Here is a 20,847-nt window from a genome sequence, read left to right on the forward strand (position 1 = left end):
AACGTCTGATTCTCACAGGCTATGAGCCGCTGAGCATTGTTAGAAACGCCTTCCAGCCGGGATGGTATTTGAAAGACGAGCACGTGCGGACCCAACGATGAATGAAATGCTCACTATTACTTGATAACCATAACGCTGCCTTTGAACTGTGAGACTAGTTCCTGATAACTTCCTAGCTATCTTACTCGATGGAATATTAACATTACTGCATATTGTCAGCCAGCCCCGGAAGTCGGAATCGGACGCGCATTGGCTGACGAACAGTAAACCAACCAATCGGGCCTTTCAACCATGATTCATGTCACTCAGCTTTCCAAAATATTAATCGGATTTGCGCGTTTGTCAGTTGTGTTTTAGGCCAATTCTAGCTAAGATAGAACTTAATGATGTAAAAAAGGGTGGATCGTGAGAATGCAAACTTTAAGAGCAGAAAATCTGACCCGAACTTATGGTGAGAAGACGTTATTTCATGATATTTCGTTTATTGTGAATGAACATGACCGGATTGGTGTCATTGGCGTTAACGGGTCCGGGAAGACGAATTTATTAGACGTATTAGCGGGCGTGACGGCACCAGAAGCTGGTCAGCTGATCATGCCAAAGAATTATACGATTGGTTATTTAAAACAAAAACCAGAACTGGATGAAAACTTAACGGTGATCGATGCCGTTTTGGCTGGTAGTCAGCAAGTCTTTCGGACGATTCGGCACTACGAGCAAACGCTCGCGGTCTATGCCGATCATCCAGAAGACCCCGCTGCGCAAAAAGCATACGTGGCCGCTGAAGACCAGATGAATCAGGAAGACGCGTGGACGGCGGAAAGTGATGTCAAAACGATTTTGACCCAGTTGCACATTACGGATTTGACGAAGACGATCAAACAGATGTCCGGGGGTCAGCAGAAGCGGGTCGGCCTGGCACAGGTTTTGATTCAATCGCCAGATTTACTGTTGCTAGACGAACCGACCAACCACCTCGATTTTGATTCGATCGAATGGCTAGAAAGTTACTTGGCGAGCTATAAAGGCGCGCTGATCGTCGTGACCCATGACCGGTATTTCTTAGATCAGGTCGCTAATCAGATGTTTGAGCTCTCGTTTGGCGAGCTGCACAAGTACACTGGAAACTACCAAGACTTCGTGCAAGCCAAAGCTGAACGGGTCGCCCGCGATGTGTTGGCCGAACATAAGCAGCAACAGCTGTATAAAAAGGAACTGGCCTGGATGCGTGCCGGTGCGCCCGCCCGGAGTACCAAACAACAGGGGCGTATCAATCGGTTCAACGATTTAAAGGACAATTTGAACACCTTACAAGTGGATGGTGACGTCGATATTTCACTGGGCCAGCAACGGCTCGGTAAAAAGGTAATCGAGTTAAAAGATGCCAGTCTCCAATTTGACCAACAGACGATTCTGGACCACTTTTCCATGTTGATTCAGGCCAATGACCGAATCGGAATCACTGGGATCAATGGTGCCGGCAAGTCCAGCCTGTTAAACGTGATTGCTGGGCGTTTACCACTAGACAGCGGTACGGTGACGATTGGTGAAACGGTCAAAATGGCCTATTACACGCAACAGACCGAACCGATTCCAGGTGATAAACGGATCATCAATTACTTGCAGGACGTCGGTGAGACGGTGCTCAACAAACAGGGTGAACACGTGTCAGTGACCGAATTGTTAGAGGAATTCCTCTTTCCACGGTCAATGCACGGAACGTTGATCCGCAAGCTCTCTGGTGGTGAACAGCGGCGGTTATATTTGCTGAAATTATTGATGCAACAACCAAACGTGTTACTACTGGATGAACCGACCAATGATCTGGATATTGGGACGTTGACCGTCCTTGAAAATTACCTGGATGACTTTGCCGGCACCGTCATTACCGTTTCACATGACCGGTACTTCCTGGATAAAGTCGGCACGAAGCTCCTGATTTTTGATGGTCAAGGCCATATTGAACGGTACGCGGGGCGTTTCTCAAGTTATTTGAAGGACCAAAAAGCGGCCAGTGCGGATGCTTCAAAGTCGCACACGAAGTCCAGTTCAGCCAAATCAACTAGCGCTGCTGATAAGGAACCAGCATCCGCCGCGGCACCTAGGCAAAAAGTAAAATTGACGTATGCTGAACAGTTAGAATATGACAAGATTGAAGAAGTCATTGAAGGACTCGACAGCCATAAGAGTGAGATTGAAGAAGCGATGGCCGCCAATGCTAGTGATTACGGCAAGTTAGCGGACTTACAAAAAGAACTGACCAAAACCGAGCAGACCATTGATGAAAAGATGGAACGTTGGGATTACCTCAGTCAGTACGCAGAAGCCTGAAAGGATGATCGCATGTTAGAAGATAGTTATTTACAACTCGCGCGCACCATTTTAGAACATGGCACGTACAAGGATGACCGTACCGGAACTGGGACTTACAGTATTTTCGGTTATCAGATGCGCTTTGATTTGAGTCAGGGTTTCCCATTACTGACGACTAAAAAGGTGCCATTTGGGTTGATCAAAAGTGAATTGTTATGGTTCTTACACGGTGACACGAACATTCAATATTTGTTAAAACACCACAATCATATCTGGGACGAATGGGCCTTTAAGAATTGGGTCACGAGTGCCGATTATGATGGCCCGGACATGACGAATTTTGAACATCGACGGTTGGATGACCCGGCATTTGCACCGGTTTATCAAGCCCAAATGAAAGCTTTTGATGACCAAATCGTGAACGACGATGCCTTTGCGGCCAAATTTGGTAACTTAGGTGACGTGTACGGTGCACAGTGGCGTCATTGGCAAACACGGCAAGGGTCGACGGTCGACCAAATCGCCAACGTCATCGACATGATCAAGACGCATCCTGATTCACGCCGTCTGATCGTTTCGGCGTGGAACCCAGAAGACGTGCCAAGTATGGCGTTACCACCTTGTCACACGCTGTTCCAGTTTTATGTCGCGGATGGCAAACTCTCTTGTCAGCTCTACCAACGTTCAGGAGACGTCTTCTTAGGGGTGCCGTTTAACATTGCGAGTTATGCGCTGTTGACCCATCTGATTGCGAAGGAGACTGGACTAGAAGTCGGCGAGTTCGTGCATACGTTGGGGGACGCCCATATTTATACCAACCACATCGAACAAATCAAGACGCAGTTGGCCCGGCAACCCAAACCGGCACCACAGTTAGTTCTAAATGGTGCGCATACCAGTATTTTCGATTATCAGATGAGCGATATTAAGTTAGAAGGCTATGACCCCGCACCGGCCATTAAAGCGCCGGTTGCGATTTAGGAGGCTGGTTGACGATGATTGCTTTGATCTGGGCGGAGGACCAAAATGGCCTGATTGGCAAGCAGGGCCAGTTACCTTGGCACCTGCCAGCGGACATGCACCGTTTTAAAACGTTGACGACAGGACACCACGTGGTGATGGGACGCAAAACTTTTATGGGATTCAAACGCCCGTTGCCACACCGGACAAACTGGGTCCTGTCGCAACAGTCGGATCTCGCATTGCCGGCGGGGGTGCAACAACTGACTGATTTGGCGGCCTTAAAGGACCTGGCCGCCAAAAATCCGGATGAACTGATTTTCGTCATTGGAGGCGCGGTGGTCTTTCAGGCCGTGCTGCCAATTGCGGACTATCTCTATCGGACGCGTATCAACGCGCGTTTTGACGGTGACACTTGGATGCCTGCGATCGACTATTCGCAGTGGCAACTCGTCACTAAGCAGGTTGGGACGGTGGACGACAAAAACCGTTATCCGTATGAATTTGACGATTTTCGCCGCCGTTAATTCAGCGCGAATCGTGAAAGTCAAGCAGATTTCTGCTATACTGAAAGCATTAATTTATTGTAACGATTTTATTAACGTTACAAGTATAAGAAAGCGTGGCAAAGTATGACGAAAATCAAGATTGTGACCGATTCTTCGGCAAATTTGACGGATGCCGAGGTAAAAAAATACGATATTACCGTGATTCCGTTAACTGTCATGATCGATGGCACTATTTACGTGGAAGATGAAACCATCACACGTGAGGAATTTATTAGCAAAATGGCAACGGCCAAGTCCTTGCCTAAGACGAGTCAGCCCGCGCTGGGAACGTTTATTGAAACTTTTGACAAGTTAGGTGCGGATGGCTCAAGCGTGATTTGCATCAACATGCTCGAAGCGATTTCAGGAACGGTTCACACCGCAGAACAGGCCGCATCGATTACCAAGACCGATGTAACGGTGATTGATGCGCGCACCACGGACCGGGCGTTGGCCTTTCAAGTGATTGCTGCAGCCAAGTTGGCCCAGGATGGTGCTGACAAGCAGACGGTGATTGATCAAATCCACGCCACTCAGGCCCACACCAAGTTATTTATGGGTGTGATGACGCTCAATAACTTAGTTGCCGGTGGCCGTATCAGTCGTTTGACCGGGGCAATCAGTACGTTACTGAACGTGAAAATTGCGCTCGAAGTTGACGATGGCACTTTAGATGTGAAGATGAAGGGCCGTGGCGTCAAAGCGATTAATAAGTTTTTTGATAAAGTTCTTGAAGATATTATTGCGACACCGAACGTGGTGGAAGTCGCAATCTCACACGTTGGTGCGACGGAACGCGTTGAAGAATATAAGGCGCGCTTGCAAGCCGCTTTACCAAGCTTACGGGTCAGCGTTCAACCAACAGTACCGATCATCGCAACCCATGGTGGTCCGGGCGCTTTTGCGGTGGAATATCATACCCAGGCACCAGCTTAAAGTTAACGAAGGCTTACAGACGACCTGTCTGCGAGTGCTAACGGTAAATGGTGATCGTCCCAGTTTGGGGATGATGACCATTTTATTGTTTTAGGGGTAAGTTGTCAGCCAATCGTTCAAATAACCAGTGTCAGAAAGGTTGGAGGTTCATGTCCAAAATTAAAGAAACCATCAAAGTCGTACTGGTGGTTGCAGTCCTCGCGGTGGCCGTCTTTTTCGGCGTCAACTACTTGATGCATCCGCACGACGAGGCCACTACGACCAAGCCCACGACGACTAAAAAGGCCACGCAAAAAACGACCCCGCACAAGAGCAGTATCAACCTCGTGGCAATCGGGGATTCATTGACAGAAGGGGTCGGTGATGAATCCGAAGGCGGCTATGTCGGTCAGATCAAGCAGACGTTAGCCAAGAAACAAGATTTGACGGTCAAAACGACCAATGCCGGTAAATCCGGTGACCGCAGTGACCAGATTTTGGCGCGAATCAATAAGTCTAAAGCGTTACAACAAAAAATTGCAAAGGCCGACGTTTTAATAGTGACGGTCGGTGGTAATGACTTGTTGCAGACGTTGGAAGGATCGATCACGTCGAATAATACGGCCAAGAACAATGCCACGGTCGCCAAGGCGCAGACCTTGTATGCCACGAAGCTGACGAAACTGTTTAATAAATTACAAAGTTTGAATGGATCAGCGTCGATTTTTGTCTTTAGCATCTATAATCCAATTTATGTGAACTTCCCGAATGTGACGTCGATCACCCACTATATCAGTCAGTGGAACGATCAGACGCAGACGACGGTCAGTCAATATAAGCATACTTATTTTATGGATATTAATTGGACGATGTCACATGGTCAGTACAAGACGGCCGCGCAAATTCGCAAGTTGAAGCGAGCAGCCAGTGCGACAACGCTGACGAGTCTCACGAGTGCGAAGGCCATCAACGGCGCGTTGGCGACGGAGAATAAGACCAATGACCTGATTTCGACGAGTGATAATTTCCATCCGAATAAACGGGGTTATCGGGTCTTCACGTCGAAGCTGTACCAGACGATGATGACGCACGATGCCTGGTTACTTAAAAAATAAAGGAGGAATTGAGATGCGGGAAGCACAACACACCAAAACGACGAGTCCGAAGCCGCCCAAGTCGACGGGGCCCGTCAATATTTGGAAATGGGTCGCAATCGTGTTGATTGCCCTAATTATTGGGACCGGCGCTTACGTTGGAACGCAAGTGTTTCGGTCACCAAGTGAAAGTACCAGTTTGACCACCAGTCGTAACGACGCCGCTAGTGTACCAATCACCATGAATCGCAAGCAATTGAACGCCTTAGCGAGCTACTATCTGGCCGACTTACAAAAGGGGCAAGACATGAAGTATCGCTTCGTCGTCCGGTCCACGGGTGCCTATTTGTTAGGGACGACCAAAGTATTAGGTCAGGATGTTTCGTTTGTGATTACCATGAAGCCGAGCGTGATCGATGATGGTAATATTTCACTGAAGGCCACGAACTTGTCAGTGGGTACGATGTCGTTGCCAATCAGCTTCGTCATCAATTACATCAATAATAATTACAAAACGCCTAAGTGGGTCAAGTTGAATGCCAAGAGTAAGACGATCGACCTGTATTTGAATAAACTGGTCGGTAAACACGATGTTCGTTATAGTGTTGATAAGCTTGACTTGAAGAACGACCAGTTCAAGTTTGAAATGCACATTCCAAAAACTAGTGATTAAGAAGATGAGGTGAATACATGCACAAAACATTTTATACGTTTTTGATGACCCAACGGAACCCTGATAGTACCGATGCGATTGCTGAATTTGCGAACAATGCGTTTCTGGATCAGTCGTTTCCGAAGCAGAGCAAGGATTTTCATGAGGTCTCTCAATATTTAGAATTGAACGCGGGTTACCTGCCTTCAATGACGATATTTGATGATGCGTGGCAAGCCTATCTCGCAAGTGAAGCATAAATTTATTCGTAGGAAAGAGGACGTTCGGTTATGTCAGAGGAACCCAAACAAACCAATCCGCATTTGAAAAAAACACCGCGGCCCAAACGACGCGTCGGCTTATGGACTTACATTATTTCCGTCGTCGTTGCGCTCGGGATCGGGGTTGGCGGAACGTACTGGTTGATTGGTCGGCAAGTTAATGCCCAACTCAGCAGTATGCAACAGACTAGTAAGGCAATGAAAAAGATTGAATCGGTCTACGAGACCATCAATCAAAATTATTATAAACCGGTCAATGCCAACAAGTTGGCGAATGGTGCCATCAACGGGATGGTCAATTCTTTAGGAGATAAATTCTCCGAGTACATGGATAAGAGTGAGACCGAGAGCCTGAACGACACCATCGATAGTTCATTTTCTGGGATTGGGGCTCAGGTTCAAAAGTCCGGCAATTATGTTCAAATTATCTCGCCAATTGCCGGTACCCCTGCCAAGAAGGCCGGTTTAAAGCCTAAGGATATCATCAAGGCGGTCAATGGTAAGTCTGTTTCTGGCAAGACATTGACACAAGCGGTCAATATGATGCGCGGTAAAGTCGGCACGACCGTTAAATTGACGATTGAACGCAGCGGACAGACCTTCACAGTGAGCCTGAAGCGGGCCAAGATTCCGGTGACGACCGTTGACTATAAACTCGTCGGCGGTAGCAAGAAGATCGGTTACATTACCGTCTCGACCTTCTCGACCAATACGGCCAAAGAATTCAAGACCGCATTGAAGGCTCTCGATAAGAAGGGTGCCAAGAAGTTAGTTATCGATATGCGTGGGAACCCCGGTGGTTTGATGACGGCAGCGCTCAAGATGGCCTCGATCTTCCTGAAGAACGGGAAGACTATCATGCAAGTCGAAGCACGGGACGGTTCAACTGAGAAGTACACCGCTTCTAAGAAGTATGACGGTGGCTTTAAGGAGACCAAACCAACGACCGTTTTGATCGACGGTGGGAGTGCCTCGGCTGCAGAAATTTTCTCGGCCGCCTTGCACCAGTCTGCGGGTGTTAAATTAGTCGGTTCACAGTCCTACGGTAAGGGGACGGTCCAAACAGTCACGACCTTTAGCGATAAGACCGAAATGAAGATTACCGTTGCCAAGTGGCTCACGCCGAATGGCACGTGGATCAACAAGAAGGGCTTGACGCCGGATGTTAAAGCGGATGAACCAAGTTACGCTAGTTTGACGGTCATCAGTAAAGTGAGTGACTTGCAAGCAGATAAGGTCAACAGTAACGTCAAGACGTTCCAGAAGTACTTGCAAGCGTTAGGTTACTTCAAGGGAACGGTCAACGGTTACTTCGGTGATTCCACCACGGCAGCTGTCAAACAATATCAGAAGCACGCAAAGTTGAGTGCCACTGGTAAAGTTGACAAGCAGACGTTGACGAAGATTGAAACTGAATTAGCAAATAAAATCAGCGACAACGACCGCGCCTATGATGCGGCCATGAAGTTGATCGAAAAAACGAATTAATTTAGAAACCAAGCTTGGGCTTTTCCGGGCTTGGTTTTTATTTAGCTGTGTGTTTGGACACGTGCGCTTCATTTATTGGTGAGCAATGGACTTCATGATCGGATTTACTGCTAAGCTCAGCGCAGTGAATCGTTTTTAAGACTACGAGCAGCAAGCAATTCAAATTCTGTTCGTAAAAAGACCGTTTGGGGCTTGCCAGGGGATGGGGGTCAAGCGGTATACTAGAAAGCGTACGTTAATTTGCAGGCGCGTATTTTCGGATACCGCCTGTTTTTTGCGGGAAATTACAGGTCACCACAGCGGTTACGGTGGTGACGGCATAGAAAGAAGTCTTTTTGTGAATCGACGCGCCATTTATTTTGTTCAAGGGGCCCTCTTACTCTCAAACGTGATGGCCGGAATCGATAGTACTAACGTGAATACGGCGTTACCCGCCATTATCGCGGACTTACACGGGTTGCGGCTGATGGCCTGGATCGTGGCCGTTTTCTTGCTCGGAACGGCTGTCTCCACTTTGATTTGGTCGAAGTTGGGCGAGCGGTTAGGGAATAAACGGGCCTACCAGATGACGACTAGCCTGTTTATCGTTGGCTCGTTGTTACAAGGTCTCGCACCTAATATCTGGTTCTTGATTATTGCCCGTGGTATCGCCGGGCTGGGTAACGGTGGGATGATCTCACTACCATATATTATGTACGCGGATATTTTTAAGGATCCGCGCGAACGGATGCGGGCACTGGGCTTGGTCTCAGCTTGCTTTAGCATGGCAACGATCATTGGGCCAATGGTCGGCGGGGTGATCGTCGATGTTTGGTCTTGGCACTGGATCTTTTATCTAAACGTGCCGATTGGAATCTTATCGGCCGTGCTGTTGCAGATCTTCTATCAGGAACCTAAACGGCAACATAACTTGCAGCCGATGGATCGCGCCGGTGCGTTGTTGATGGCAGTCGGCATCATTAGCCTGCTTGGTGGTATCGAATTGATTGGGATGGTCTCACTCTGGATCGTGGCAATCGTCATCGTGGCGGCGCTGGTCATACTTGGCAGTTTAACAATTGTTGAGCGGCGAGCAGTCGATCCGGTCATTCCTGGCCGACTGTTTAAAAACAGCCCCTTAGTGGTCGACTTCGTCTTATTCGTGCTCATTTGGGGTGCGTTCGTGGCCTTTTTGACCTATAGTCCTATGTGGGCGCAGGGCTTGCTTGGAACGTCGGCATTAATTGGGGGTGCCACGCAGATTCCGAGCGCCTTTGCCAATTTTGGCGGCAGTGAGTCGGTACCGCGGATGCGGCGGCGTTTGACCCCGCATCAGGTCTTGACGATTAATATTATTATTTTAACGCTGACCTTCGTCCCATTGATGCTTGGTGGTGTCAAATTACCATACTGGGTCTTGCTTTTGGCTGGCTTTTTCGAAGGTTGGGGCAACGGGGCTTGCTTTAATGAGCTACAAGTTAAAGTGCAAGTTGATGCGGATCAGCGCGATATTCCAGTTGCGACCTCTTTTAGCTATTTAATTCGAATGCTGAGCCAGACCTTTACGACGGCCATCTTTGGTTTAATCATGAACCAAGCCTTAGCTAGTGGTGTGGCCCGTTCCGATGGCAAAATCACCATGGCGATGATGAATCAGCTCAGTGATGCGAGTCGCGCCGGACGGTTGCCCGCTAGCCTCGTCCCGATGATGCGCCAGATTCTGCATACCGGACTACAGAATATCATGATTCTAGCGTTTGGGCTGATGATTGCCGCCTTAGTCCTGAATCTGTGGGCGCAACGGCGAGAAGCACGGCGGCAGGCAGAAGCGTGATATACCTGAATAACGCGCAGCGAATTATGTCGTGACTAGTCGTGTGTTTCGATGAAACGATGCTAGACCATAAAAGGACCTTCCAGGTGGGAGGTCCTTTTATAATCCGTGGTAAATTCGCGGTAGCCTGCTGCATTAAGTCCCCATTTGCGTTGCCCCGAGGCTAAAAATTGGCATCTAATCATCAAAAACGTCGAACCCATACCCCCGAATATGCTGCTTCAGCAGTGCCAAGTAGCGTTGGGCCGTCGCACTCAATTCGATTTTTTTATGCCGCAGATAGCCCAGCGTCATGGCATCGTCGACTTTGAGCGGAATGGCGACGATTTTTTCGTCATTGAGTTCGCTACTAATGATTCCAGAACTGATGGTGTAGCCGTTTAAGCCGACCATCAGATTAAAAATCGTGGCGCGGTCACTGATGCGGATGTGCTTTTTGTGCGGCAAGGTGCTGAGAATTTCTTCTGAGAAATAAAATGAGCTGGTGTCGCCCTGCTCATAAGAGAGATAGGGGTAATCTTGAAGGTCGGCCAGCGTCAACGTCTTTTTGCGCGTCAGCGGGTTGTCGCGCCCCACAAAGACGTGCGGGTGTGCTTCAAAGAGTGGGACGAACTGTAGGTCTTTTTCGGCAATCAGGCGGCTCAGGACGGTCCGGTTGAATTGATTGAGGTAAATGACGCCGAGTTCGCTCTTCAGCGTCTGGACGTCATTGAGCACGTTTTCGGTTTCCGTTTCGCGCAGGGTGAACTGGTAAGTATCGCCACCAATTTCTTTGACTAGTTGGACAAAGGCGTGAACGACGAAGGCATAGTGCTGGGCAGACACACTGAAGATTCGCTTGCGAACGGTCCCCTGACCAAAATGCTCATTGAGCAGGTTGACTTGGTCGAGTACGCTGCGCGAATAGTTGATAAATTCGCGGCCAGCATCCGTTAACGTGATTCCGGTCTTGCTACGATAAAACAACTGGACTTGATATTCCCGTTCCAGTTCCTTCATCGCTTGCGAGAGTGACGGCTGACTGATAAATAACTGTTTGGCAGCCTCGTTGATCGAGCCAGTGGCCGCAATCTTTTCTAAGTATTTTAATTGTTGGATTCGCATGTCAGGGTAACCTCCTTGAAGATGATGACGAAAATGTGGGCGTAACGCGGTGCTGATTTCAGCGTTTCGCTTGCGTGACGTTATAGGTAATGCCTATTATATCATCTAAGCAATCCGTCTTATCTGTTTTCTAATCTGATTGTTATAATAAACTCATCAAATCAAAGACGGAGGCTGTCAATTTATGACAAAAACACATTTTCAATTGGTCGGTTCACTGTTACGGCCAGCCAGCTTACTGAGTTACAAGAATCAAATCGAACATCGGGATGACATTCAATATCCATTTTATGATGCTTTTCCAGGTTACCAAGCGGCTGAAGCGGCGGCCGTCAAAAAAGTAATCGCAACTGAAAAGGCCCATGGGATCGATGTGCTGACTGACGGGGAATATACCAAATCAATGTGGCATCTGGACTTTGTCTGGGGCTTTAGCGGAATTCGCCGTTTTATCGCGGATGAGGGTTACAATTTCCGTGACCATGACGGTAGTGATTTTGAAACGCGTAAGGATATCGGCATTGAGATCACGGCGCCACTCTCTGGCAAACATCATCATTTTATTGATATTTACAAGCAACTGAAGGCACAGGCGGATGATAATGATGTCAAACTAACCATCTGGAGCCCAGCGCACGCCTTCGTGGAATTCGGATACATCGACAAGCTGTATGGTCCGGACCAAGTCTACAAGACCGTGGATGAGTTGCACGATGGCTTAGTCAAGGCCTACAAGGAATTTCTAACGGATTATCAGGCTGCGGGTGGCCAAATCATTCAATTTGATGACTGCTTGTGGGAAGTGTTTGCCAGTGATAATCAACAGAATCCCTTCGGCGCCGGTAATGGTAGCCTCCAGGAATTGGCGGATGTGGCGGTCAATACCAATAATGAATTGGTTGATTTCGGACATCAACTGGGGTTAAAGGTCTGGACCCATAATTGTCGTGGTAATTACGAAAGTCGCCATTTTGCGGAAGGTAGTTACAACACGATTGCCAAGAAATTCTTACATGATCAACATTACGACCGCTTCTTCCTCGAATGGGATGACGACCGTGCCGGTGACATTTCGGCGCTGAAGGTACTAGAAGACCGGCCCAACGTTGAAGTTGTCTTGGGACTACTATCAAGTAAGACCAACACTTTAGATGACGAAGACCGGGCCTTGCGACTCTTGACGCAGGCCAGCCAGATTTTAGATAAAGACCGGCTCTACTTATCGCACCAGTGTGGTTTCGCCTCCTGCGATTCAGGTAACGAATTGACCGAAGCCCAGCAGTGGGCCAAGATCGACCAGGGACAACAGATTGCGGCGAAGTTCTGGGATTAATTAGACCTTTAAATCATCGGGATGGTTTTGAATCTTCAACTAACCCAAATATTAAGTTAGTAATCAAACGAGACATGTACGTGCCCTGAAAAGGAACGTGCATGTCTCGTTTGCGTTTAGGACACGCCAACACAGAATACACAGCACGCAGTCGGTAAACATGGTAAAATAAAGCTTGCTGCCACCGATGAACGCATGAGTTGATTGCATGACCATTGGTGGCTCGGAGTATGCCCCCTGGTTTAGTCAGACTAGTCGGCTGTCAGGTCAGGCTGAGTAGATGCTTGGTGAGTGCTGAAATCAAACCGGATTTGACGCAGCGCGCCAGCTAGTTTCAATTAGGCTAACTATCACACAATATAATTATAGGAGTGAACGCAATGGCAAACATTCAATGGTATCCCGGTCATATGGCTAAGGCGATTCACCAAATTCAAGACAATTTACACTTAGTAGACATCGTCTTTGAATTGGTGGATGCCCGTATTCCAGTGGCCTCACGTAATCCAGAAATTGAAAAAACGATTCAACAAAAACCACACTTATTGATCATGACCAAGAAGGACTTGGCGGATCCGCAAGCGACGGCCGATTGGGTCAAGTATTATGAAGCGCAAGGCCAAGTCGCAATCGCTGTTGATTCGCGTAGTCGCACGATTGGTAAACAAATGACGCAGGCCGCCACCGACATGTTGGCGGATAAACTAGCCAAGATCGCCGCACGGGGTATCACTAATCGCCCGATTCGTGCAGTCTGTGTCGGGATTCCGAACGTGGGTAAGTCGACCTTATTAAACCACATCGTCAACAAGAAGATCGCCAAGGTCGGGGACCGTCCCGGGGTGACGAAGGGTCAACAGTGGCTCAAGGCCTCTAAAAAGCTTGAATTACTCGATACGCCCGGTATTTTGTGGCCAAAATTTGAAGACCAAGTTGTCGGTACGAAACTAGCGGTTACGGGCGCCATCAAAGAAAATATTTATCCTAATGATGACGTCGCCCTGTTTGCCTTAGACTTCTTCAAACAGCACTACGCTGATCGGCTCGTCGATCGGTATCATTTGACGGCTGACCAATTGGCGCTACCCAATCCAGAGCTCTTGATTGCGATGACCAAAAATGCCGGTATGCGTGATGATTGGGAACGGTTCTGCGTCGCCTTTCTACTGGATATTCGCAAGGGGCATCTCGGTCGTTTTACCTTGGACTTAACGGGGGATCAGCCGGATGCCTGAACGAACGATTGCGGAATTTAAGCGTTTGCTAGCCGACCATCCGGATGAAGACGTGTTAACGGCCGCGCAAGCTGACAGTCGTAAAGGGGTTCAACAGGCTTATCAACGCTATCTTCGCCAAGCTGAAAAACACGCAGCGTTAGTGACCCGGTTCAATCACCACATGCAACTCGAACGTGATTTTTGGGCACGCGGTGGGCAATACGTCGCTGGCATCGATGAAGTCGGTCGGGGGCCATTAGCCGGACCGGTCGTGACTGCGGCAGTCGTGTTGGATAACCAGTTCGATTTAATTGAAGTCAATGATTCCAAGCAATTGACGGCTAAAAAACGGGCGGAATTGATGCCCAAAATCTTAGAAGAAGCCGTGGCGGTGGGGATTGGTGTCGCGGATGCCCCAACGATCGACCGGCTCAATATTTATGAAGCTACCCGGGTTGCGATGGCCCAAGCGGTCAATAATCTGACTGTCCGTCCAACGCGCCTATTGGTGGATGCGATGCAAGTGCCAGTTCCCATCGAACAGACCCGCTTGATCAAGGGTGATGCCAAGAGTGCCAGCATCTCTGCGGCTAGCATCGTGGCCAAGGTCGTCCGGGACCATTTGATGGTGATGTATGACCAAGTCTATCCCGGCTATGATTTCGCGGATAATATGGGTTATGGGACGGCTAAACACCTCGCTGGGCTAACGACATACGGGGCGACGCCGATTCATCGCCAATCTTTTTCGCCCGTTCAAAACGCCAGCCGTCATTAAAGACGTAACTACTCTGTATCAGCAGTCCGCCGTTCATGCAATTAACGGTTCGGACTGACTCAGAGGAGTGGCAAACATGCAACTACGTAGTTTATTAATTCGGCTTCAACTGGCTCACGGCATCGGTTATGCTGGGATGGTGCGAGTGCTCCAGGCTTGTCGACGACGGCAAACGGTGGTGACCGACCCACAACAGCTCAGTCAGATTGCCCAGCTAACGGCTAGTCGCCGGTCCCGGTTTATCGCGGATTGGCAAGCGGCTGACTTTCAGCACCGCTTAAAACGGCACGCCCAGGTCGATATTTTGACGATTTTGGATGCCGATTATCCATCCGCCTTACTGGAAGGCTACCAACCACCACTCGTGTTATTTTTGCGTGGTCACCGGGAGTTATTAGCCAGTCGCCAGTTAGCGGTGGTCGGGGCCCGGCAAGCAACGAGCTATGCTGAACGGGCGGTCAAGCGCTTATTAGCACCATTAGCGACAGACCCGGTGACGATCGTGAGCGGTTTAGCCAAGGGGGCGGATGGGTTAGCCCACCGAGCCGCCTTACAATTTCACTTGCCAACGATTGCAGTCATCGGGACAGGACTAGATATTAGTTACCCCCGTCAACACTCGGAATTGCAACAACAAATCGCTAACGTCGGTTTAGTAGTCAGCGAGTACCCCTTAGGCGTTGGTCCGGAACCATACCACTTTGTCGCGCGTAACCGTATTATCGCCGGTTTGTGCCAAACGCTGATTGTGGTGGAAGCCCAGGCCCACTCGGGTAGTCTGATTACTGCCAACTTAGCGTTACAGAACAATCGTAACGTGCTCGCAGTACCTGGACCAATCGACGCGCCGTACTCGGTTGGCTGCAATGAATTGATCGTCGCGGGAGCCAAACCAGTCTTAAATTCGCGACATATAATAGAAGAGTTTTTACCAAAAATTTGACAAGCTGTTTTTTTTGAAATATGATTACAGGGATTTCTTAAAGTGATATTTATAATAATGATAACGAAACCTGTAAGGAGCTGATCGAGTGGCTGCAAGTACAACGAAAGCCAAACCGGCGGCAAAGCGGAAAACCGCAACTAAGACCGCTACTAAGCGGAAAAGCAAAACTCCCGCTAAAAAATTAGTGATTGTGGAATCACCTTCCAAAGCAAAAACGATTGAAAAGTATTTAGGCCGTTCTTATAAGGTCGTTGCTAGTCTGGGCCATATTCGGGATTTACCGAAGAGCAAGATGGGCGTCGACGTTGATAATGAATACGAACCGCACTATATTTCGATTCGTGGTAAGGGCGATGTGATCAAGAGTTTACGGAAAGAGGCCAAAAAAGCTAAAGCCGTCTACCTCGCATCTGACCCGGACCGTGAAGGAGAAGCGATTGCCTGGCACTTGTCCTATTTATTGGGCTTGGACCCTAAGGACAAGAACCGCGTCGTGTTCAATGAAATTACCAAGGATACGGTCAAAAATGCGTTCAAAGAACCACGTTCGATCGATATGGACCTGGTGGATGCGCAACAAGCCCGGCGAATTTTAGACCGGCTAGTCGGGTATTCAATCAGTCCATTGTTGTGGAAAAAAGTCAAAAAGGGCTTATCGGCGGGCCGGGTCCAGTCGATTGCCTTAGACTTGATTATTCAACGTGAAAATGAAATCAAAGCATTCAAGCCACAAGAATACTGGACGATCGACAGTGAGTTCCAGAAAGGCCGTTCCAAGTTTATGGCCAGTTTTTATGGCACTCACGGTAAGAAGCAAGCCTTAGACGATAACGACGCTGTTCAGAAGATTCTGGGCCAACTTGACCGTCAAGGTGACTTCAATGTCGTGAAGGTCGTTAAGAAGGAACGCAAACGGTTCCCAGCCCCGCCATTTACGACCTCAACCATGCAACAAGATGCGAACCGTAAGTTGAACTTCCGAACCCGAAAGACAATGATGGCGGCACAGCAATTGTATGAAGGTATCAACGTTGGTGGTAAGGAAGGCAGCGTTGGGCTGATCACTTACATGCGGACTGACTCGACGCGGATCTCTTCGATTGCCAAACACGAAGCTTCCCAGTTCCTGCATAAGGAATACGGCGCTGAATATGCGGCCACCAAGCCAGTCAAAGGCAAGTTGCCAGAAGGCGCGCAAGATGCCCATGAAGCGATTCGGCCATCTTCCGTCTTCCGGACCCCGGCTAGCATCAAGGACTATTTGACTAAGGACCAATTCCGCTTATACCAATTGATTTGGTCGCGGTTTGTGGCTAGTCAGATGACGCCAGAAGTGCTCGACACGATGGCGGTTACGATCGACCAAAATGACGTCCAGTTCCGTGCTAATGGGTCCAAGACTAAGTTCGCGGGGTTCACGAAGATCTATGATAAGACTGAAAAGAACAACGTCTTACCTGATTTGAATGAAGGCGACGTGGTCAAGTTATCCAAGACTGACCCCCAACAACACTTTACTCAGCCACCGGCACGTTATTCTGAAGCCAACCTGATCAAAGCGTTGGAAGAAAACGGTGTTGGTCGGCCATCAACCTACGCCCCAACGCTGGATACGATTCAACGCCGCTACTACGTGAAGTTAGAAGCCCGGCGATTCGTCCCAACTGAGCTGGGTGAAATCGTCAATGACATCATTCAGGAATACTTCCCAGATGTCGTTAACGTCGGTTTTACCGCCAGTTTAGAAGAACAGTTGGATGCCACGGAAGAAGGCAAGGAGAACTGGGTCAAAGTCGTGGATAGTTTCTATAAGCCGTTCTCTAAAGAAGTTGCGACGGCCGAAGAAAGTATGGAAAAGATCCAGATCAAAGACGAATTGGCCGGCTTCAATTGTGATATTTGTGGCGCCCCAATGGTCGTTAAGATGGGCCGTTACGGCAAGTTCTTTGCTTGCTCACGCTTCCCGGATTGTCGCAATACGAAGCCAATCGTCAAGGAAATCGGGGTCGTTTGTCCGCAATGTAAGCAGGGTCAAGTCATCGAACGGAAGTCGAAGAAGAACCGGATTTTCTACGGTTGCTCACGCTTCCCAGACTGTGACTTTGTCTCGTGGGACAAACCAGTTGGTCGCGATTGTCCAAAGGATGGTCACTACTTGGTCGAAAAGAAGGTCAAGGGTGGCAAACAAGTCTTGTGTCCAAATGGCGATTACAAAGAAAATGTACAAAAGTAAGGATTTTGAAAAGGTCATCTGCGGATGATCTTTTTTTGCGAGCTGAATATGAACGATTTGTGTTTAATGATGATTATTGTTTGCAATATCACGAAAATAGCAGGTGTTTTCTCGGTAAAACACTTGCCACGAACAATTAAAGTTCGACTTTTAGTGAATTGAATCGCTCGCAACGTTTATGACCAGCCAGCGTGATTGCTTGTATTCAGCTAGCTTCTCAGGTATGATGACTTCAATACTATCAACGGTATGATCACTAAGAAAAGAGGAATTCTGGATGGCATCAACACCAACAGTAAACGTTATCGGCGCCGGACTAGCAGGTTCGGAGGCCGCTTGGCACATCGCCAATATGGGCGTCAACGTTCGTTTATACGAAATGCGCCCAAGCAAAATGACTCCCGCACACCACACGGCACAATTCGCGGAGTTAGTCTGCACTAACTCATTACGTGCGAACCAACTCGCTAATGCGGCGGGACTTTTGAAAGCTGAAATGCGGCAAATGGATTCAATCGTCATGCAAGCGGCTGAACACCACGCCGTTCCAGCCGGGGGCGCGTTGGCCGTCGACCGCGACACGTTCTCAGCTGAGATTACTGAAGCGATTACCGCGTTACCAAACGTCGAAATAATTAATGAAGAAATCACCAGTTTACCAGATGGCATCACCGTGGTGGCGACCGGGCCATTGACGGCGGCCTCACTAGCGAAGTCGATCCAAGCCTTCAATGACGAAGACGACCTGCACTTCTTTGATGCGGCTGCGCCAATTTTGACTAAAGATTCGATCGATATGGATAAGGTTTATCTGAAGTCACGTTATGACCGTGGCGAAGCGGCTTACTTGAACTGCCCAATGACGGAAGAAGAATTCAATGTCTTCTACGACGCTTTGATCCATGCGGAAATGGCAGAAGCCCATGACTTTGAAAATTCGGATGTCTTCGAAGGCTGCATGCCAATCGAAGTCATGGCTCAACGCGGTCGTCAGACGATGCTGTTCGGACCGCTTAAGCCGGTGGGGTTGGAAGACCCAAAGACCGGGAAGCAGCCGTTCGCTGTCGTTCAATTACGCCAAGACGATGCGACAGGGGCCCTGTACAACATCGTGGGTTTCCAGACGCATTTAAAATGGGGCGAACAAAAACGGGTCTTCTCGTTGATCCCAGGCCTGGAAAACGTCGAATTTGTCCGCTATGGTGTCATGCATCGCAATACCTTCATGAAGTCACCGAAACTGTTGTTACCAACGTACCAGACACAACAACGGGCTAATCTGTTCTTTGCGGGGCAAATGACTGGTGTGGAAGGTTACATTGAAAGTGCGGCAAGTGGGATCATCGCCGGGACCAACGCGGCTCGTTTAGCCCTCGGACTGGAACCCCTAGTTTTCCCAACTGATACGATGATGGGGGCAATGGCCCATTACATTACGCACACCAATGCGAATAATTTCCAGCCGATGAACGCTAACTTTGGCATCATGCCGAAATTAAGTCAACGGATTCGCGACAAGCGTGAGCGCAACACGGCGATTTCAGAACGCGCGTTAGCTGATTTGGCAACGTTCAAAGACGAAACCTTGACCGTTAATAACTAATCATTAATATTTGCACCTAATTATCAGGGCGCATAATTGTGTTTTCCTCCATACTTTGCTAAAGTAGCAACGTATGGAGGTTTTTGTATGGAGACAGATTATTTGGCCCTTTTTTTGAAATACGTGCGGGTCGAACGGCAATATTCAGAAGAGACCGCCGCAGCTTACCGGGAAGATATTCAAGCTTTTAATGATTTCTTAACGGCAAACGGCGGCGCGAAAGCGTATACTGAAGTTGACCGGTTGGATGTCAATGTTTATTTGAGTCATCTATATGACCGGCATTTGACGCGGAACTCGATTGCTCGTAAAGTGTCAAGCTTACGGTCGTTCTATAACTTTTTAGTTAAGAACGATTTAGCGCAATTGAATCCGTTTGTCTACGTGCAACTAAAAAAACACGCCGCGCGCTTACCCCGGTTCTTTTATCAAAAAGAATTGGACGTGCTCTTCAAAACCGTCTATGCGGATGACAGTATCATGGGCGCTCGTAATGCCGCTTTGCTTGAAGTCTTGTACGGGACTGGTATCCGGCTGAGTGAATGCGTCGATCTGCAATTAAGCGACATCGACTATGACCTCAAAATGATGCTGATTCGTGGGAAGGGCGACAAGGAGCGCTACGTGCCATTTGGCCGTTACGCTGCCGCCGCCCTGCAACACTATCAGACCGTTTGTCGGCAACCCGTGATGGAAAAGTATGGTCAGACCCATCAGACCGTGTTTATCAACCGGCATGGGGGCCCGATCACGGGCGGTGGCATCGAATACGTGCTCAATCAAATCGTGAAAAAGAGCAGTTTGACGGCGGATATTCATCCGCATATGTTGCGGCATACGTTTGCGACCCAGATGCTCAACAATGGGGCGGATCTCCGGACCGTACAAGAACTATTGGGGCATACGAGCTTGTCGACGACGCAAATATACGCGCACGTGACTAAGGAACACTTACAACAAGATTATCGTCAATTTTTCCCACGAGCCACGCGGGAATCGACAAAGGAGACTGAACATGACAACGAAATTTGAAGCAACAACGATCTGTGCCGTTCGTCAAAACGGCCATAATGCTATGGCTGGTGATGGCCAAGTGACGATGGGTGAAAAAGTCGTCATGAAGGGGACGGCGCACAAGGTCCGTCGTATTTACAATGACCAAGTTGTCGTTGGCTTTGCGGGCAGTGTCGCGGATGCTTTTAACCTCGAAGATCGTTTTGAAAAGAAACTCAACGAATTTTCTGGTAACTTACAACGGGCTGCCGTTGAATTAGCACAGGAATGGCGTAGCGACCAAGCCCTCCAAAAATTGGAAGCTTTGTTGATTGTTATGAACAAAGACGACATGCTACTGGTTTCAGGGAGCGGTGAAGTCATTACGCCGGATAACGACGTGCTGGCCATCGGTTCTGGTGGTAACTTTGCCTTAGCAGCGGCGCGGGCAATGCAGTTGCATGCCAAGGACATGAGCGCAAAAGAAGTTGCTGAAGCAGCGATCCACATCGCTGGTGACATCGATATCTTTACGAACCATAACGTTATTTCAGAAACTTTGTAAGGTGGGAGGAA

The 20,847-nt window shown here is 48.6% G+C and carries 18 protein-coding genes; 17 read left to right on the top strand and 1 reads right to left on the bottom strand.

Translation table 11 applies throughout. The features are described 5' to 3' along the window. Window positions 1–411 precede the first annotated feature (411 nt). From KGF65_RS00705 to KGF65_RS00745, 9 genes are all read left to right on the top strand, one after another. Window positions 412–2,331, top strand: coding sequence for an ABC-F family ATP-binding cassette domain-containing protein (locus KGF65_RS00705; protein WP_216748000.1), 1,920 nt, complete (start codon window positions 412–414; stop codon window positions 2,329–2,331). A gap of 12 nt (window positions 2,332–2,343) precedes the next feature. Next, window positions 2,344–3,294: a thymidylate synthase gene (locus tag KGF65_RS00710; protein WP_216747999.1), complete on the top strand. Its 951-nt coding sequence runs from the start codon at window positions 2,344–2,346 to the stop codon at window positions 3,292–3,294. A gap of 14 nt (window positions 3,295–3,308) precedes the next feature. Continuing rightward, window positions 3,309–3,800, top strand: a complete 492-nt coding sequence (locus KGF65_RS00715; RefSeq protein ID WP_050338598.1) for a dihydrofolate reductase — start codon at window positions 3,309–3,311, stop codon at window positions 3,798–3,800. Window positions 3,801–3,905: 105 nt separating this feature from the next. Next, window positions 3,906–4,757: a DegV family protein gene (locus tag KGF65_RS00720; RefSeq protein WP_050338599.1), complete on the top strand. Its 852-nt coding sequence runs from the start codon at window positions 3,906–3,908 to the stop codon at window positions 4,755–4,757. A gap of 149 nt (window positions 4,758–4,906) precedes the next feature. Next, window positions 4,907–5,851 carry an SGNH/GDSL hydrolase family protein gene (locus KGF65_RS00725; RefSeq protein WP_101873439.1) on the top strand — a complete coding sequence of 315 codons (945 nt, stop codon included), beginning with the start codon at window positions 4,907–4,909 and terminating at the stop codon, window positions 5,849–5,851. A gap of 13 nt (window positions 5,852–5,864) precedes the next feature. Then, window positions 5,865–6,503: a YpmS family protein gene (locus tag KGF65_RS00730; protein WP_050338601.1), complete on the top strand. Its 639-nt coding sequence runs from the start codon at window positions 5,865–5,867 to the stop codon at window positions 6,501–6,503. A 17-nt stretch (window positions 6,504–6,520) separates the two neighbouring features. Continuing rightward, the gene (locus KGF65_RS00735) at window positions 6,521–6,742 is read left to right on the top strand and encodes a YozE family protein (RefSeq protein ID WP_050338602.1); all 222 of its coding nucleotides are present in this window, start codon (window positions 6,521–6,523) and stop codon (window positions 6,740–6,742) included. A 30-nt stretch (window positions 6,743–6,772) separates the two neighbouring features. After that, window positions 6,773–8,251 carry a S41 family peptidase gene (locus tag KGF65_RS00740; RefSeq protein WP_101873440.1) on the top strand — a complete coding sequence of 493 codons (1,479 nt, stop codon included), beginning with the start codon at window positions 6,773–6,775 and terminating at the stop codon, window positions 8,249–8,251. 337 nt (window positions 8,252–8,588) lie between these two features. Then, window positions 8,589–10,064 (top strand): MFS transporter, encoded by a 1,476-nt coding sequence (locus KGF65_RS00745; protein ID WP_101873441.1) that lies wholly within the window; start codon window positions 8,589–8,591, stop codon window positions 10,062–10,064. Between the two features lie 177 nt (window positions 10,065–10,241). On the opposite strand, the gene KGF65_RS00750 is transcribed toward KGF65_RS00745, so the two are convergent. After that, window positions 10,242–11,168, bottom strand: coding sequence for a LysR family transcriptional regulator (locus KGF65_RS00750; protein WP_050338604.1), 927 nt, complete (start codon window positions 11,166–11,168; stop codon window positions 10,242–10,244). A 184-nt stretch (window positions 11,169–11,352) separates the two neighbouring features. Between KGF65_RS00750 and KGF65_RS00755 the strand changes: the two genes are divergently transcribed. From KGF65_RS00755 to hslV, 8 genes are all read left to right on the top strand, one after another. Next, window positions 11,353–12,501, top strand: a complete 1,149-nt coding sequence (locus KGF65_RS00755; RefSeq protein WP_088771242.1) for a cobalamin-independent methionine synthase II family protein — start codon at window positions 11,353–11,355, stop codon at window positions 12,499–12,501. Window positions 12,502–12,881: 380 nt separating this feature from the next. Next, complete coding sequence (gene ylqF, locus KGF65_RS00760) at window positions 12,882–13,736, top strand: ribosome biogenesis GTPase YlqF (protein WP_216747997.1); 855 nt, start codon at window positions 12,882–12,884, stop codon at window positions 13,734–13,736. Continuing rightward, entirely contained in the window at window positions 13,729–14,496 is a 768-nt protein-coding gene (locus KGF65_RS00765; protein ID WP_050338607.1) for a ribonuclease HII, read from the top strand. The genes ylqF and KGF65_RS00765 overlap by 8 nt, the downstream gene beginning before the upstream one ends. Before the next feature lie 76 nt (window positions 14,497–14,572). After that, window positions 14,573–15,439: a DNA-processing protein DprA gene (dprA, locus tag KGF65_RS00770; RefSeq protein ID WP_101873444.1), complete on the top strand. Its 867-nt coding sequence runs from the start codon at window positions 14,573–14,575 to the stop codon at window positions 15,437–15,439. Between the two features lie 88 nt (window positions 15,440–15,527). Further along, entirely contained in the window at window positions 15,528–17,675 is a 2,148-nt protein-coding gene (gene topA / locus KGF65_RS00775) for a type I DNA topoisomerase (RefSeq protein ID WP_050338609.1), read from the top strand. 277 nt (window positions 17,676–17,952) lie between these two features. Continuing rightward, window positions 17,953–19,278, top strand: a complete 1,326-nt coding sequence (gene trmFO, locus KGF65_RS00780) for an FADH(2)-oxidizing methylenetetrahydrofolate--tRNA-(uracil(54)-C(5))-methyltransferase TrmFO (protein ID WP_101873445.1) — start codon at window positions 17,953–17,955, stop codon at window positions 19,276–19,278. A gap of 87 nt (window positions 19,279–19,365) precedes the next feature. Then, on the top strand, window positions 19,366–20,310 hold the full coding sequence (gene xerC, locus KGF65_RS00785) for a tyrosine recombinase XerC (RefSeq protein ID WP_050338611.1): 945 nt from the start codon (window positions 19,366–19,368) through the stop codon (window positions 20,308–20,310). Next, window positions 20,294–20,836, top strand: a complete 543-nt coding sequence (gene hslV / locus KGF65_RS00790) for an HslVU peptidase proteolytic subunit (protein WP_003638820.1) — start codon at window positions 20,294–20,296, stop codon at window positions 20,834–20,836. The genes xerC and hslV overlap by 17 nt, the downstream gene beginning before the upstream one ends. Window positions 20,837–20,847 lie beyond the last annotated feature (11 nt).

Origin of the sequence: Lactiplantibacillus sp. 30.2.29 (genome assembly GCF_018991255.1) — a bacterium.
GTDB lineage: Bacteria > Bacillota > Bacilli > Lactobacillales > Lactobacillaceae > Lactiplantibacillus > Lactiplantibacillus pentosus.